Below are 14077 nucleotides of genomic sequence, written 5' to 3' on the forward strand. Positions count from 1 at the left end.
ACGACCAAAGCAGATAGCGGTAATTATCTGCTGTATCAATAAATCAACTAATTTTCTATTTATAAGGTACCTCAGAAGTGGTTTATTAGAAATATCCTGTTGATCCCATTAATTTTAATATTTCAATAACTCTTTTATTTTTTCCTTTAATCTTTTTGTGGGAAGGTAATTACTTTCTAAGCTCTTTTCAAAAGGTATAGGCGTATCAATACTTCCTAACCTCATTACGGGGGCGTCTAGATATTCGAAGCATTCTTCACTAATAAAGGCTGCTATATCACTAATAACACTACCTGTTAGGTTGTCTTCAGTTAATAACAACACCTTGCCTGTTTTCTGAACTGATTTAATTATGGCCTCTTTGTCCAAGGGAACTAAACATCTTAAATCCAAAAGGTCTAAGGAAAGATTTTCTTCTTTTATAAGCTGTTTTGCCCAATGTACTCCTGCACCAAATGTAATGATAGTAGCATCCATACCTTCACAAACAGTCATTGCTTTCCCTAATTCTCTATTGTAATAACCCTCTGGAACTTCTTCGTAGACGGATCGATACAGTGCTTTGTGTTCAAAGAAAAGTACTGGATTTGGATCTTCTATAGAAGCGATTAATAAGCCCTTGGCATCTGCTGGGGAAGAAGGGTATACGATTTTAAGCCCTGGTACCGTATAGAACCATGACTCATTGGTTTGAGAGTGAAAAGGCCCGGCTCCTACTCCAGCCCCACAAGGCATGCGGATCACCACATCTGCTGTTTGATTCCACCGGTAATAAGATTTAGCTAGATAATTGACAATCGGATTAAAGCCGCTGCTTACAAAATCGGCAAACTGCATCTCAACAACTGCTTTCATTCCCATAATACTCAGACCCATTCCCACTTCTATAATAGCACTTTCACAAATAGGTGTGTTTCTTACGCGTTCTCTTCCGTACTTTTCAACAAAACCGTCAGTTATTTTAAATACTCCGCCATATTCTGCGACGTCTTGGCCCATGATTACTAAGTTGTCAAAGGCATCCATAGCTTCCTCTAGCCCATCTTTTATGGCATCTATTAACCTTATGTTGTGAGTAGAATTTCCCTGCGGCACCGCTTTAAATAGGTGTGGTGCAAATACGTCTGCGAGTTCTAGTTCTGTTGTTGAATGAGGTAAAGCTTTCGCGAAAGCGATATCAAGACCATCATTGATCTCCTGTTTAAACTCCTCACTCCAGTTGTCAATTTGCTCACTAGAAATAACATGATCTTCCAATAAGAATTTTTCAAATCTGGATAACGGGTCTCGTTGTTCCCAGTATTCTAGCAATTCATCAGGTACATATTTGGTCCCACTTGCCTCTTCATGACCTCTTCTTCTAAAGGTCTTGAACTCGATCAACACTGGATGAGGATTCTCGCGCATGTCGTTTAATATGGCCGAAACTTTAGTGTAAACTTCGATAATATTGTTCCCATCAATAATATGAGATTCCATACCATAACCCAATGCACGGTCTGCAAGGTGTTCACAATTATACTGTTCTGAAGTTGGGGTACTAAGTCCATAACCGTTATTTTCTATGCAGAAAAGTACCGGCAAACTCCAAACACTGGCTACATTAAGCGCCTCGTGAAAATCGCCTTCACTAGTTCCGCCTTCACCAGTAAAAACCGCTGTGGCTTTACCAGTATTCTTCATCATTTGAGCAAGTGCAATACCGTCTGCAACCCCTAATTGTGGACCTAAGTGAGAGATCATCCCGACGATTTTATACTCTTGAGTTCCAAAATGAAAACTTCGGTCGCGGCCTTTGGTAAAGCCTTCTGCCTTCCCTTGCCACTGTGCAAAAAGCTTCCATAAAGGTATTTCTCGAGAGGTAAAAACACCTAGGTTTCTATGCATAGGTAAGATGTACTCATCCTTTTGCATAGCAGCCGTAAGACCTATTGAAATTGCTTCCTGACCTATTCCAGAAAACCATTTAGAAATACGTCCTTGACGCAAGAGTATTAACATCTTCTCTTCTATCAGTCGAGGCAATAGCATTTTTTTATATAAATCTATAAGCACCTTATGATCTAAGGCATTGCTGTAGAGTTTTTTTAAGTCTGTTTGATCTGTATCTATCATTAGTATGAACTGTATTTCAAATGTAAGATAATCTGTCTACTTCCTTTCAGGTTGTGGTTAAAGAGTACCTATCATTTACTAACTTTGTATCAACAATCAAAGTTCCATGAAACAGCTTCTTTTATCTCTCTTTTTATTCTATTCATGTAACTGCCAAAGCCAACAAAAAGTAGCTGATTCCCTCCCATTTCAAGAAAAAGTAGCTTTTAAAGGCACTTCTCTGTTGTTGCCTCTTGGATTAATGAGTTACGGTATTCTAGGAATTAAGAATGATCCTGTTAGAAAATGGGACCGAGATATTAGAAAAAGTTTACATCCTAATGGAGCCAAAACCATGATAGATGACTATATTATGTTCTCTCCTATTGCAGCAACTTACGGGCTTGACCTTTTAGGTATAAAAGGGCGAAACAATATGCTTAATAAAAGTATTATTTTGGGAACCTCTACTCTATTGTTATATTCCAGTGTGAATATCGTCAAGAACAATACCAACATAAGAAGACCTAGCGGAAGGTCTCAAAGCAGTTTTCCTTCTGGTCATACAGCGATTTCATTTATGGCAGCAGAATTCCTGCATCAAGAATACGGTCACGAATCACTATGGTACAGCATAGCTGGGTATTCTATAGCAACAACAACTGGTTTTTTACGTATATATAATGATAAACATTGGTTCAGTGATATTTTGGCAGGAGCTGGAATCGGAATTTTATCTACAAAAATCGCTTACTGGCTGTATCCTTTACTAAAGAATGTTATCTTTAAAAACAGAAATAAAACACTAGAATCTCAGGTAAAGGTTCAATTTACCCCATTGTACACTGGTAATGAGTTGTTACTTGCTACTTCACTGAGATTTTAATTACAGAACTTCTAATACTATTTATTATCATGACTAATATTCCAAGTGTAGATCTAGCTGACTTTTTAAGCGAGGATCCTAAGAGAAAACAAAAATTTATCAACGAGATAGGCGCTGCTTATGAAGACATAGGCTTCGTCGCTTTAAAAAACCACTTCTTATCTGATGAATTGGTGGAACAACTATATACTGAAGTAGAGAAATTTTTTCAACTTCCTAAAGATACTAAACTCGGTTACGAACGCGAGGAGTTGAATGGCCAGCGCGGTTATGTATCCTTTGGAAAGGAACATGCCAAAGGTAAGAAGGAGGGCGATTTGAAGGAATTTTGGCATTTTGGACAGGAAGTGTCAGCAGATGCACAGTTAGAAGAAGTCTATCCAGATAACGTACCAGTTAAGGAACTTCCAGAATTCAACAAAATAGGAATGCAAGCCTTTCGCATGTTAGAGAAGACCGGTATTTATGTGCTCAGAGCCTTATCGCTTCACATAGGTTTAAAAGAAAACTATTTTGATCATTGGGCGAGTAACGGGAACTCCATCTTAAGACCTATTCATTACCCACCAATCACCAGCGAACCAGATAACGCCGTAAGAGCTGGAGCACATGGAGATATCAACCTTATTACTTTATTAATGGGTGCAAGTGCACCAGGATTACAAGTTCAAAATCGCCAAGGCGAATGGATGGATGCTATTGCTCAAGAAGATGAGCTGGTCATTAATGTAGGTGATATGCTGCAACGCCATACCAATAATAAACTGCGCTCCACCATCCACAGAGTGGTGAATCCGCCACGTGAATTGTGGCATACGAGCCGCTATTCCATCCCTTTTTTCTTACATCCACGTAGTGATATGAAATTGGATTGCTTAGAGGAGTGTGTGGATGAGAACAACCCAAAACAATACGAAGACATTACGGCAGGCGAATTCTTATACCAGCGACTTGTGGAGATTGGCTTAATTAAAAAATAGGTTTTCGCTTAAAGAACTTTGTCGTCTGTAGCATTTAGCTCTAGCGATAACTTATTATAATAAAGTCCACTGGAAGTTGCTTCTAGTGGACTTTTTTTGTGGACGCTTTCGCGAAAGCGGAAAACATCAAATCACGATGACAATAGGTTCTGTTGGTGAGGGATTTTTTCTTATTACCTTAGAAGTGGTTTCAATTTCTTAAATTGGATTGTTGAAATAAATACATAATATGCAGGCCATAGATTACTTGTGGCAGTGTTATTTGAGCGGTCTTTGGAAGCGGCTCAACTAGAAATCGTATACGATGGTTTTCCACAGGAAATGAAGCGCCTAACTCTGCTAATGTCCTGTTTCTATTAATAGCAAATAAAGTATTTTAAGTAGAAACTGCCACCTTTAACAGAGCCCTATATTTTTTCCTCCTCTTTTTCTTAGAATCGAACCCTTTATCAAAACGCATCAAAACGTCTTGTTAAACCCTTAAAATTGGCTCTTTAAATCCATATTTTTGCGTACTTAAAGTAACTCCTATGTCCGACAGTAACGTGCTCCATTATATCAAAGAAGTTTTAGAAAACATGCCTAAAGACTGGATAGGTCTGACAACGCATCGACTAGATCTCTATGAGGAAAAACTGGCTAAAATTCAATTTTTAGAGCAGTTCGAGACCTTGTTTGAAGCTGATAATACGCAAACTTCTTCTCTAAGTATTCTGCCTACTGCCTACGATTATATTCGCTTGGGACATCCTCTATCTTCTATATTAGAATGGGCCATTGCTCAATTGAATCATACGGAGTCTGATCATGTAATCAGTTTTGCATCAAAGACAATTCCTGTTTTAGCGGTACTTAGAAAAAACTTATTGGATCAAAAAAGCACCCGAATTCTGTACACTAGTGAATTGCCAGAACTGTTGGACACTGATATATTAAGAGTTGTTTATGGCTATAACTTTGAGTTGTGCCAAGTGGATGATCTTGAAAAAGTTGCTGCATTTGATGGCAGCAGCATTTATATTTCCCAAAAAAATGACCTATGTAGTTTTGATCTTAACCCAAACATTGATTTCTTTATCAATGTTCATCCTTATTTAGGAAGTATTCTATTGGTGAACGGTTCAAAAAACGAATCTTATATTGCAGATATTCAGCATGTAAGAAGAAGGGAGACTATAGCCATGACTCCAGCCGATTCTCACACTGCGTTAACATCATTGGTTCAAAAAAGTCTTTTAGAAGACAGGGATATTTCTGCTGTAGAATCCAATAAAAAAAGTGTCTTAGCATCTATTGCCAGTGTTACTGGTTCGCATACCAAAGCTCTAGTAGGTTCTTGTGGATTATCTGTTCAATATGCGATCATGATGGGGCTGATAGATGAAGCATTAGAAAAACATCCTGGTAAGGCAATTAAATTTATAGTCCCTCCTAATTGTTATGGTGGCACAAATGATCAAGCGAGACGAGTAGCAGCTTGCCTTAGTACCGTTGAAGTAGTGGATTTACCAGTGGATGGGGACAACGACATGGTTAACAGTATCGATAGCATTTTAAATCAACTAGCTCATGAAGATGCGATACCTTATATCATTGCTGAGATCCCAACCAACCCTAGAGTTGAAGTTCCTGATCTTATTCAGCTTAAAGCGGTCTTAACAAAAGAGCGCACCACCCATACGGGGGAGCCTGCGATAGATCCTGTTTTTATTTTAGATCAAACTTTTTGTCCTAATGTTCACTTTTTAGGAGATGGGAAAATACTTTCTAGCATAAGAACTATATCTTATGCTAGTGGATCAAAATTCCCAAGTGGTGGTCAATGTACTGCTGGATACTGTGTAGGAAACAAAAAAACGGTTTCCTTGATGGAAAAGGTGGAAAAGCATTTAATTTTCTGTGATAATGAGGCGACTGATTTGCAATATGAAATACTAGCAAGACAATTGCCTTCTATGAATCAACGTATCAGTGATGCTTATAAAAACACTCGCGAATTTGTAGATTTCATAGGTAAAACTTTGCCTGAGGCTAAAATCAATTTTGTTTCTGAAGAACTAGCAGATCAAGGCTTCACCCCATCGGTATTTTCATTGGACCTTCCCACCAAAGGATCCACAGATGAAGAAAGAGAATCTTACAAAAGGGCGTTGAATCTTCAATTGATCCATTTAATGATTGCAGAAATCCCAGACGAAAGTAAATTTTGTGTGAGCTATGGTCAATTAGAAGGATGTTACTGGACGGTGCCTGCCACCTCTACACAAGGAACTACTAAAGAGGGTGATAAGGATTATATTGTACGTGCCTCTCTGTCACCAAATTTAGATCTAGAACGACATAAAAAAGTGTTTTTAGAATTTGTGGAGCAAATCTGATAAAATCTCATCTAAGCAGGACTCCTTAAAGAAAAGGTATACGAAGTAGTTGTGTTTACTAATTGGAGATGGCCTAAAAGACTATTTGGTATTCCAAATAGCTTGTTTTTAAAAGCGCCAAAAACCATAAGCTTGGTTTTGCGGCTTTTATATCGAGTTTTAAATGACGTAGCAATAGAATTAAAAGCCTGTGAATAAAGCAGACTTCTTCCAACTCAACTATATTGCACAAGTAAATCAGTATTATGAAATTAAACTTATTGTCTTGCGATGCTCTAAGACCAGAGAGAAGAGCCATAGCCCAATGTATTGTAGAGATTTCATTTCTAATGAGTGCCTCTTTATCAAACGAATTGACCGATATTCTTCTTGAAGGAGATGCGGTAGAAATTGAGGTTGAGGATAAAAACACGGCAACTGCTCTAAGATCACTGCGCAAACTAAGTATCGACTACGAGATTATAGAATAAATCAAATTAAGCCTCTACAGCTTGCAAGTTTCTAAAACCTATGGGTAGTGCTTTTCAAAATAAAACTGTTCTTATCGCTTTTCCCTTTTTAAAAGAATCTTTAATTAATTCCAAAGGCTTTTAGCTTTAAAAAAACTTACTCTCAGTCATCCCTAAATACCTCAATAGAAAATAAACTTCTGTATTAAATAAGTTACCTTCCTTTTTCTAGCCTAGCGGCTTGTGATAAGACCATAAGCGGAAGTCTTATCAAGGCGTTTATATCACTTGCGGGTGCCTAAGTAGTGTAAAGGGGGAATAATAGATGGTTCTAATACGATCAATTACTTATGTTGAAGCTCCCAAAGCTCCACTTCTTCTTGATCGCGCCAGTGTGGATCGCGTTTGGTTTTTTCTGAAGCAGAATTCACTCGCTTTTTAAAGCAACGTTCCAGTTGGAACCTATCGTTTTCTGCAAGTTCCTTTTCTATAGGATGTTCTTTGGTGACCTCTGTTATTTGAGCAATATTAGAAAACAAAATAACTAATTTACCACCTTCTGCCAGGCGTTCTTTTGCTCCTTCAAAGAATGATGGAAACAGATCTTCTTTATAATAAATGGCTTGATCAAGTCCTTCAACATCTTGTGATGCGGGCAACCATGGCGGATTAAACACAATAAGCTCTGCTGGTTGATCAAATTTTCCAAAAAGGGGGGCATGATCCAGTTCTATTTTACGAGATAACTTGGTATCGCCCATATATTCAGTAAGGCCGATAATAGCATTCGGGTTTACATCTGTAGCAAAGACTTTTTGAAAACTATATTTAAGCAGTTGAAGAGCGAGAACACCAGATCCTGTTCCTACATCAAACGCTGCTTTCTTAGGTCCCTCATAACGTTCTAAATAGGTATCAAAGACTTCCAAATGCTCAAAACGTGTTGGGAAATAAACCCCGTAATAAGGGTGTATTTTATTGCGCAGTACAGGAATGGAAATCCCTTTTTTAAACCATTGCCAAGAGCTGTTAAGTCCTTGAATTAATGGAAGAGGTAAATGAAACTCACTGACGTCTGGATATAATTTCTCTAACCAACCTATGGAAGGTGCTTTTTTTACCTCTAGTTGATTTTGAACGATCTCTAGCAAAATAAGATGGGACATTTTGCGGTAGGTATCTCGGTAAACTTGCTGTTCTTGATAGGTTGTATTAGGCAACTTCTTTTTAAGGTGCACATGCAATTCCTTGAGCAGATTCAGGCCATTGCTATAAAATGATCTTATAAGCACCACTTTACCCTCTTCTAAATTGTTCATAGTCGTAACCAGATTAGAATTAGCATCATAAAATGCTGGTCGCTCTGTTAAGTCTATAGGTGTTGGTCTGTTAATTTTGATATCCGTACTCATAAATAGGTTTTGATGGTTGGTAATATAAGGTATATTTTCACTTTTACCTCATTCATTAAGGCGTGACCACTGTTGTGGTCGGGCTTTACGCTGCAATTCCTCGCAGGTACCCAAGAAAAATGGGTGCCTGCTGCGGGATTTCCACTGCAATCCCTCACGCAAACTTGTAATAAGCACAATCTACTCATTAAAATTAAAAAAGGAAAAAGCCAACTACATCATACACCTAAAAGACAGCTTCAAGTTTACAAGAGTAAAAATTAAATCTCTGGTAGCTACTAAAAATCAGAGATCAAAAAATGATTGGAGCAATTTGGATTAAAAGAATTTTCGCAGGCTGTAACTACCATTTTATAGGCTTCATTCCGTGTTCTTGTAAATAGCGATTGGTCTTAGAAAAATGTTGGTTTCCAAACCAGTAGCCTCTATTAGCACTTAAAGGTGATGGATGACCGGTTTCTAAAATAAAGTGAAATTTAGGATCGATAAGCGTTGCTTTTTCTTTGGCAAATCCGCCCCAAAGAAGAAACACCACATTTTTACGCTCATCAGATATTCTTCTAATAACCGTATCCGTAAATTTTTCCCACCCTTTTTTCTGGTGACTACCCGCCATTGATTCCCGCACAGTAAGAACGGTATTGAGCAACAAAACCCCTTGGTCGGCCCAGCGTTCTAAATTCCCAGATTCTGGATACGGCTGATTTAAATCTTGAGAGATTTCTTTAAATATGTTGATCAAACTAGGCGGATGCTTTATGCCATCAGTTACAGAGAAACACAAACCGTTTGCCTGACCGGCAGCGTGATAAGGATCTTGTCCTATAATCACTACTTTTACACGTTCATAGGGAGTGCGATCAAAAGCTGCAAAAATTTTATTACCCGGTGGATAACAAGTGTGTTCTCTATAATCATGTTTTACAAACTCCGTCAAGTCCTCAAAATAAGGTTGACACAATTCATCACGCAATACTTCTCTCCAACTTGCTTCTATCTGTAGGGACATATTTCTTTTTGGGTAAAGTTACTAGATGTTCTTGAGTAATAAGAGGGTTGAGAACAATAGAATTCATAAAAAACAGATCGAGAAATACATCAGATTCATAAACAAATTACAGCTCTGGAGCTTAGTGATTCCTATCCAATCCCTAATGTCGGGGACTGCAAATGATAAAACTCCACTATACCAGGTATTGTAAAACTTAAGAATTCGATGGCTCATCAACACAAAACTAAAAATTCACCGCTTAAAACTCAAACCTAAAATCGTACTTTTGTGAAAATCAAAAATCTCTCATGCTTATACTAGGAATCGCAGGTGGAACCGGTAGTGGGAAAACCACAGTTGTCGAACAAATGGTTCATGAATATCCAGATCACGAAGTAACCGTTATCTCTCAAGATTCTTATTATAAAGACACTAGTGACCTTACTTATGAAGAGCGCACTAAAATCAATTTTGATCATCCTGAAAGTATCGATTTTGATTTATTGGAAAAGCATCTTTTACAGCTCAAAGAAGGAAAAACTATAGATCAACCTGTTTACAGTTTTAAAGAGCACAACCGCACTGAGGAAACTATAAAAACCGCACCTAGTCAAGTGGTTATCGTAGAAGGGATCTTAATCCTTACCATGCCTAACATTCGTAAGCTGTTTGACATCAAAGTTTATATTGACTGCGACAGCGATGAGCGATTGATAAGAAGGTTAAAACGCGATATTGCAGATCGTGGGCGCAATTTAAATGAAGTACTGGAGCGTTATCAGAATACCTTAAAACCTATGCACCAACAGTTTATAGAATCTACCAAGGTATATGCAGATGTGATTATACCTACCAACCGATTCAATTCGGTAGGTGTTAAAATCTTGCGTACGATTATTGACCAAAAACTAGGATAATTTCTTAAATTTCCACTTATGGGATTAAAAAAAATAAAAGCTAGTCCATATTGGAAGTTTTTTAGTAATAAGTACACGCTTATTAGCCTCTTTTTTGCAGTCTGGATTTTATTTCTAGATGCAAATGCTTGGATGACATCACACAGAAGCATTGACCAACACATCTCTGAAAAAGAAAAAAATGTTGATTTCTATAGAAAAGGAATAGCACGTGATCAAGCGCGAATAGCTTCTTTAAAAGATAGTTTAGGTTTAGAAAAATTTGCTCGAGAGCGCTATTTAATGAAACGTAGTAATGAAGAGGTGTTCATTATTCAGCATCCAGACTCTGTAAAAACTAAAGAAAATGAGTAAAGAACTTTTCCACGATTTTGAACCAGTTTCTGAAGCACAATGGAAACAGAACATTCAAATGGACCTCAAAGGTGCCGATTATAACAAGACACTGATAACACCAACCCGAGAAGGCATACATATCAAGCCATTTTACCATAGAGATGGTGCCCCTGAGGTACATATTCCTAATCGCTCGTCACCGACTAACGATTGGTATATTTCTCAGCGGGTGTATGCGGGTAATGCGGTTGCCGCAAATAAAAAAGCCTTAGATATACTCAGCCGTGGTGGAGAAGGAATTATTTTCTCTATCCCTCATAAAGACATCGATCCTGGGGTACTATTTAAAAACCTTCCTCAAAATGGCATACAGGTGCATCCTCAGTTTTTTGATTTGGATTATATCAAATCAGTTCATAAAATCGCTCCAAAAGTATACATTCACATAGACATCATCCACCAATTGGTAAGTGATGGTAACTGGTTTAAAAACAAGGATCAAGATCATCAAAAACTAGATGCTTTTATCCATAACTTTGAAGGTTACTTTTCAAACATTACGGTAAATACCACTACCTATCAACAAGCTGGCGCTACGATTACACAGGAACTTGCCTATTTTACGGCTCACCTTAACGAGTATTTAAATCATTTAAATGATACTGGTCATTTATCCGCTTTCGCGAAAGCGGGAAAAAGAATCAATATAGACACTTCAATAGGCAGCCATTACTTTTTTGAAATGGCAAAATACCGTGCCTATCGCATTCTTACTAAAACATTAGGAGAAGTATACAACATTGATTTGGAGTGCTATATTACGGCCTCTCCTAGCCTGCGCAATAAATCCTTAATGGATTACAACGTCAACTTGTTGCGCACCACAACAGAGTGTATGAGCGCCGTATTGGGCGGTGCCGACACCTTGTGTAACATCCCTTATGATACCTTTTTTAACAAGGAAAATGAATTCGGCGATAGGATTGCTCGCAACCAGTTGATCATCTTAAAAGAAGAAGCGTACCTGAATCAAATAGGCAACGCTGCTGACGGTTCTTACTATGTAGACACGATCACCAAACAACTCGTTGAAAAGTCTTTAGAAGTATTTAAAGACATCGAGAAAGCTGGTGGAATGGTACAATCCCTTTTTGAAGGAACCATACAACGCAAGATCAAAGAAAGTGCGCAACAGGAACAACAAGATTTCAATGATGGAAAACGAGTTCTAGTAGGAGCCAATAAATATCCTAACGCGGCCCTTCCGCTGCAAAAAGAATACGAAATCTTGCCTTTTGTAAAAATAAATCCGCGTAAAACGTTGGTACAGCCCGTTATCACTAGAAGACTGACAGAAGAATTGGAGAAAAGCGAAATGAAGAAATTATAATGAAAAGAAAGGACCTCTCTAACATAACGCCCAATTACGATTTTCATAGTGCTCGGCCAGAGTCCGCTACTTATGAAACATCTGAAGGGATTTTGATAAAAAAAGAATACACAAAAGAAGATGTAGCAGCTGTTGAGCATCTAGATTTTGTGGCTGGTACTGCTCCTCATCTGCGTGGTCCCTACTCTACCATGTACGTGCGCAGACCGTGGACCGTAAGGCAGTATGCTGGTTTTTCAAGTGCAACAGAATCTAATGCCTTTTATAAGCGCAATCTCGCTGCTGGACAAAAAGGACTCTCCGTTGCTTTTGACCTCGCTACACATAGAGGTTATGATTCGGATCATGAACGTGTGGTAGGCGATGTAGGAAAAGCTGGTGTTGCGATAGATAGTGTGGAGGATATGAAAATTCTCTTTGATGAAATCCCATTAGATAAGATGTCCGTTTCCATGACAATGAATGGCGCTGTGTTGCCTATTATGGCATTTTACATTGTCGCTGCTATGGAACAAGGTATTCATCCTCAATTATTAAGCGGTACGATTCAAAACGATATCCTTAAGGAGTTCATGGTTCGTAATACGTATATTTATCCGCCTACTCCCAGCATGCAAATCATCTCAGACATATTTGAGTACACGAGTCAGCACATGCCTAAGTTTAACTCGATTTCTATATCTGGATACCACATGTATGAAGCTGGTGCAACCAGCGACATTGAACTGGCCTATACACTAGCTGATGGTTTAGAGTATGTACGTAAAGGACTTGCTGCAGGAATGAACATAGATACCTTTGCTCCTCGTTTATCTTTTTTCTGGGCAATAGGAATGAATCACTTTATGGAAATTGCCAAAATGCGCGCGGCACGCATGCTTTGGGCAAAAATGATCCAACAGTTTCATCCTAAAAATCCTAAATCTCTTGCCTTAAGAACCCATTGTCAGACTTCTGGCTGGTCCCTTACCGAGCAAGACCCTTTTAATAATGTCGCTCGTACTACAATAGAAGCTTCGGCAGCAGCTTTTGGTGGGACCCAAAGTTTACATACCAATGCGTTGGACGAAGCTATTGCGTTACCAACAGAGTTCTCTGCCCGTATTGCAAGAAACACACAACTATACCTTCAAGAAGAGACGGGAATCACAAAAACCGTAGATCCTTGGGCAGGTTCTTATTATGTAGAATCACTTACAGATCAACTAGCCGATAAAGCTTGGGAATTGATTCAAGAAGTAGAAGAATTAGGCGGAATGACCAAAGCTATAGAAGCGGGTATTCCCAAAATGCGTATTGAAGAAGCTGCTGCAAAAAAACAGGCACGTATTGACTCCGGTATTGACACCATCGTGGGAATTAATAAATACAAGAGCCCAGATGAAGACATGATCGATACTTTTGAAGTAGATAATGCTGCGGTAAGAGTAGAGCAAATCGATCGGCTGACACAAATAAAAGCTTCTAGAGATGACCAAAACGTACATGCAGCTTTAAATGCTTTAACCGATTGTGCCCGCTCAAAAAAAGGAAATCTTCTGGAACTGGCCGTGGTTGCTGCAAAAGAACGAGCTACTTTAGGCGAAATTTCTGATGCGCTAGAAAAAGTGTACGGTCGTTACCGCGCAACTATTAAAAGTGTTCAAGGTGTTTATAAAAAGGAAATTATGAATGATCCCGCTTTCGCGAAAGCGCAACAACTAGCCGATCAATTTGCAAAGACAGAAGGCCGAAGACCTAGAATCATGATCGCCAAAATGGGTCAAGACGGACACGATCGCGGAGCTAAAGTAGTTGCTACAGGCTACGCAGACGTTGGTTTTGACGTAGATATTGGTCCTTTATTCCAGACCCCTTCCGAAGCTGCCAAACAAGCCGTAGAAAACGATGTGCATGTTTTGGGAGTTTCTTCACTAGCTGCAGGACACAAAACGCTTGTTCCACAAGTCATGGACGAATTAAAGAAATACGGACGTGAGGACATTATGATTGTCGTGGGAGGAGTGATTCCTCGTAAGGACTATCAGTTCCTTTTTGACGCTGGAGTAGCGGCAGTATTTGGTCCAGGAACAAAGATCAGTGAAGCTGCCATAGATATTTTAGGACTGTTGATGCAAGAATAAACAGCTCGATGTTCTCGTTCAAATAGCCCTGAATTGTACATTTTTTTAATACAAAGACTTGAGCTTTTATCTTAAATAGGTAAGTGCGCTGTGGCTAGTAAAATCCAATTAATTATATCAT

The 14077-nt window shown here is 38.6% G+C and carries 11 protein-coding genes; 8 read left to right on the top strand and 3 right to left on the bottom strand.

The window, feature by feature from the left end; translation table 11 throughout:
• Nucleotides 1-114 precede the first annotated feature (114 nt).
• A complete protein-coding gene (locus KG732_RS10900; RefSeq protein WP_213523526.1) occupies nucleotides 115-2115 on the bottom strand; it encodes a thiamine pyrophosphate-dependent enzyme in 2001 nt (666 codons plus the stop codon).
• A 106-nt stretch (nucleotides 2116-2221) separates the two neighbouring features.
• On the opposite strand from KG732_RS10900, the gene KG732_RS10905 reads away from it, so the two are divergent.
• The 4 genes from KG732_RS10905 to KG732_RS10920 all read left to right on the top strand — a co-directional run bounded on the left by KG732_RS10905 (nucleotide 2222) and on the right by KG732_RS10920 (nucleotide 6808).
• Nucleotides 2222-2980, top strand: a complete 759-nt coding sequence (locus KG732_RS10905; RefSeq protein ID WP_213523528.1) for a phosphatase PAP2 family protein — start codon at nucleotides 2222-2224, stop codon at nucleotides 2978-2980.
• 29 nt (nucleotides 2981-3009) lie between these two features.
• Nucleotides 3010-3960, top strand: a complete 951-nt coding sequence (locus KG732_RS10910) for a 2-oxoglutarate and iron-dependent oxygenase domain-containing protein (RefSeq protein ID WP_213523531.1) — start codon at nucleotides 3010-3012, stop codon at nucleotides 3958-3960.
• Nucleotides 3961-4490: 530 nt separating this feature from the next.
• Entirely contained in the window at nucleotides 4491-6338 is a 1848-nt protein-coding gene (locus KG732_RS10915) for a cystathionine beta-synthase (RefSeq protein ID WP_213523533.1), read from the top strand.
• Nucleotides 6339-6583: 245 nt separating this feature from the next.
• The gene (locus KG732_RS10920; protein WP_213523535.1) at nucleotides 6584-6808 is read left to right on the top strand and encodes a hypothetical protein; all 225 of its coding nucleotides are present in this window, start codon (nucleotides 6584-6586) and stop codon (nucleotides 6806-6808) included.
• A gap of 323 nt (nucleotides 6809-7131) precedes the next feature.
• Here KG732_RS10920 and KG732_RS10925 read toward each other — a convergent pair whose 3' ends face one another.
• Nucleotides 7132-8199: a methyltransferase gene (locus KG732_RS10925; protein WP_213523537.1), complete on the bottom strand. Its 1068-nt coding sequence runs from the start codon at nucleotides 8197-8199 to the stop codon at nucleotides 7132-7134.
• Nucleotides 8200-8542: 343 nt separating this feature from the next.
• Complete coding sequence (gene ung, locus KG732_RS10930; protein ID WP_213523539.1) at nucleotides 8543-9208, bottom strand: uracil-DNA glycosylase; 666 nt, start codon at nucleotides 9206-9208, stop codon at nucleotides 8543-8545.
• Between the two features lie 290 nt (nucleotides 9209-9498).
• Between ung and udk the strand changes: the two genes are divergently transcribed.
• Genes udk through scpA form a run of 4 tightly spaced genes read left to right on the top strand, consistent with a single transcriptional unit; the run spans nucleotide 9499 to nucleotide 13956 of the window.
• Nucleotides 9499-10107 carry a uridine kinase gene (gene udk / locus KG732_RS10935; RefSeq protein ID WP_213523541.1) on the top strand — a complete coding sequence of 203 codons (609 nt, stop codon included), beginning with the start codon at nucleotides 9499-9501 and terminating at the stop codon, nucleotides 10105-10107.
• An 18-nt stretch (nucleotides 10108-10125) separates the two neighbouring features.
• Entirely contained in the window at nucleotides 10126-10461 is a 336-nt protein-coding gene (locus KG732_RS10940) for a septum formation initiator family protein (protein ID WP_213523543.1), read from the top strand.
• The gene (locus KG732_RS10945; RefSeq protein WP_213523545.1) at nucleotides 10454-11833 is read left to right on the top strand and encodes a methylmalonyl-CoA mutase subunit beta; all 1380 of its coding nucleotides are present in this window, start codon (nucleotides 10454-10456) and stop codon (nucleotides 11831-11833) included. The genes KG732_RS10940 and KG732_RS10945 overlap by 8 nt, the downstream gene beginning before the upstream one ends.
• The gene (gene scpA, locus KG732_RS10950; RefSeq protein WP_213523547.1) at nucleotides 11833-13956 is read left to right on the top strand and encodes a methylmalonyl-CoA mutase; all 2124 of its coding nucleotides are present in this window, start codon (nucleotides 11833-11835) and stop codon (nucleotides 13954-13956) included. The genes KG732_RS10945 and scpA overlap by 1 nt, the downstream gene beginning before the upstream one ends.
• The last annotated feature ends 121 nt before the right edge of the window (nucleotides 13957-14077 follow it).

It is taken from the genome of Nonlabens sp., from assembly GCF_018401815.1.
Lineage (GTDB): Bacteria > Bacteroidota > Bacteroidia > Flavobacteriales > Flavobacteriaceae > Nonlabens.

Coding starts and splice junctions, on each gene's coding strand:
- KG732_RS10905 (WP_213523528.1), top strand. CDS start 2,222: ATGAAACAGCTTCTTTTATCTCTCTTTTTATTCTATTCATGTAACTGC.
- KG732_RS10940 (WP_213523543.1), top strand. CDS start 10,126: ATGGGATTAAAAAAAATAAAAGCTAGTCCATATTGGAAGTTTTTTAGT.
- KG732_RS10945 (WP_213523545.1), top strand. CDS start 10,454: ATGAGTAAAGAACTTTTCCACGATTTTGAACCAGTTTCTGAAGCACAA.
- scpA (WP_213523547.1), top strand. CDS start 11,833: ATGAAAAGAAAGGACCTCTCTAACATAACGCCCAATTACGATTTTCAT.
- KG732_RS10900 (WP_213523526.1), bottom strand. CDS start 2,115: ATGATAGATACAGATCAAACAGACTTAAAAAAACTCTACAGCAATGCC.
- KG732_RS10915 (WP_213523533.1), top strand. CDS start 4,491: ATGTCCGACAGTAACGTGCTCCATTATATCAAAGAAGTTTTAGAAAAC.
- KG732_RS10910 (WP_213523531.1), top strand. CDS start 3,010: ATGACTAATATTCCAAGTGTAGATCTAGCTGACTTTTTAAGCGAGGAT.
- udk (WP_213523541.1), top strand. CDS start 9,499: ATGCTTATACTAGGAATCGCAGGTGGAACCGGTAGTGGGAAAACCACA.
- ung (WP_213523539.1), bottom strand. CDS start 9,208: ATGTCCCTACAGATAGAAGCAAGTTGGAGAGAAGTATTGCGTGATGAA.
- KG732_RS10920 (WP_213523535.1), top strand. CDS start 6,584: ATGAAATTAAACTTATTGTCTTGCGATGCTCTAAGACCAGAGAGAAGA.
- KG732_RS10925 (WP_213523537.1), bottom strand. CDS start 8,199: ATGAGTACGGATATCAAAATTAACAGACCAACACCTATAGACTTAACA.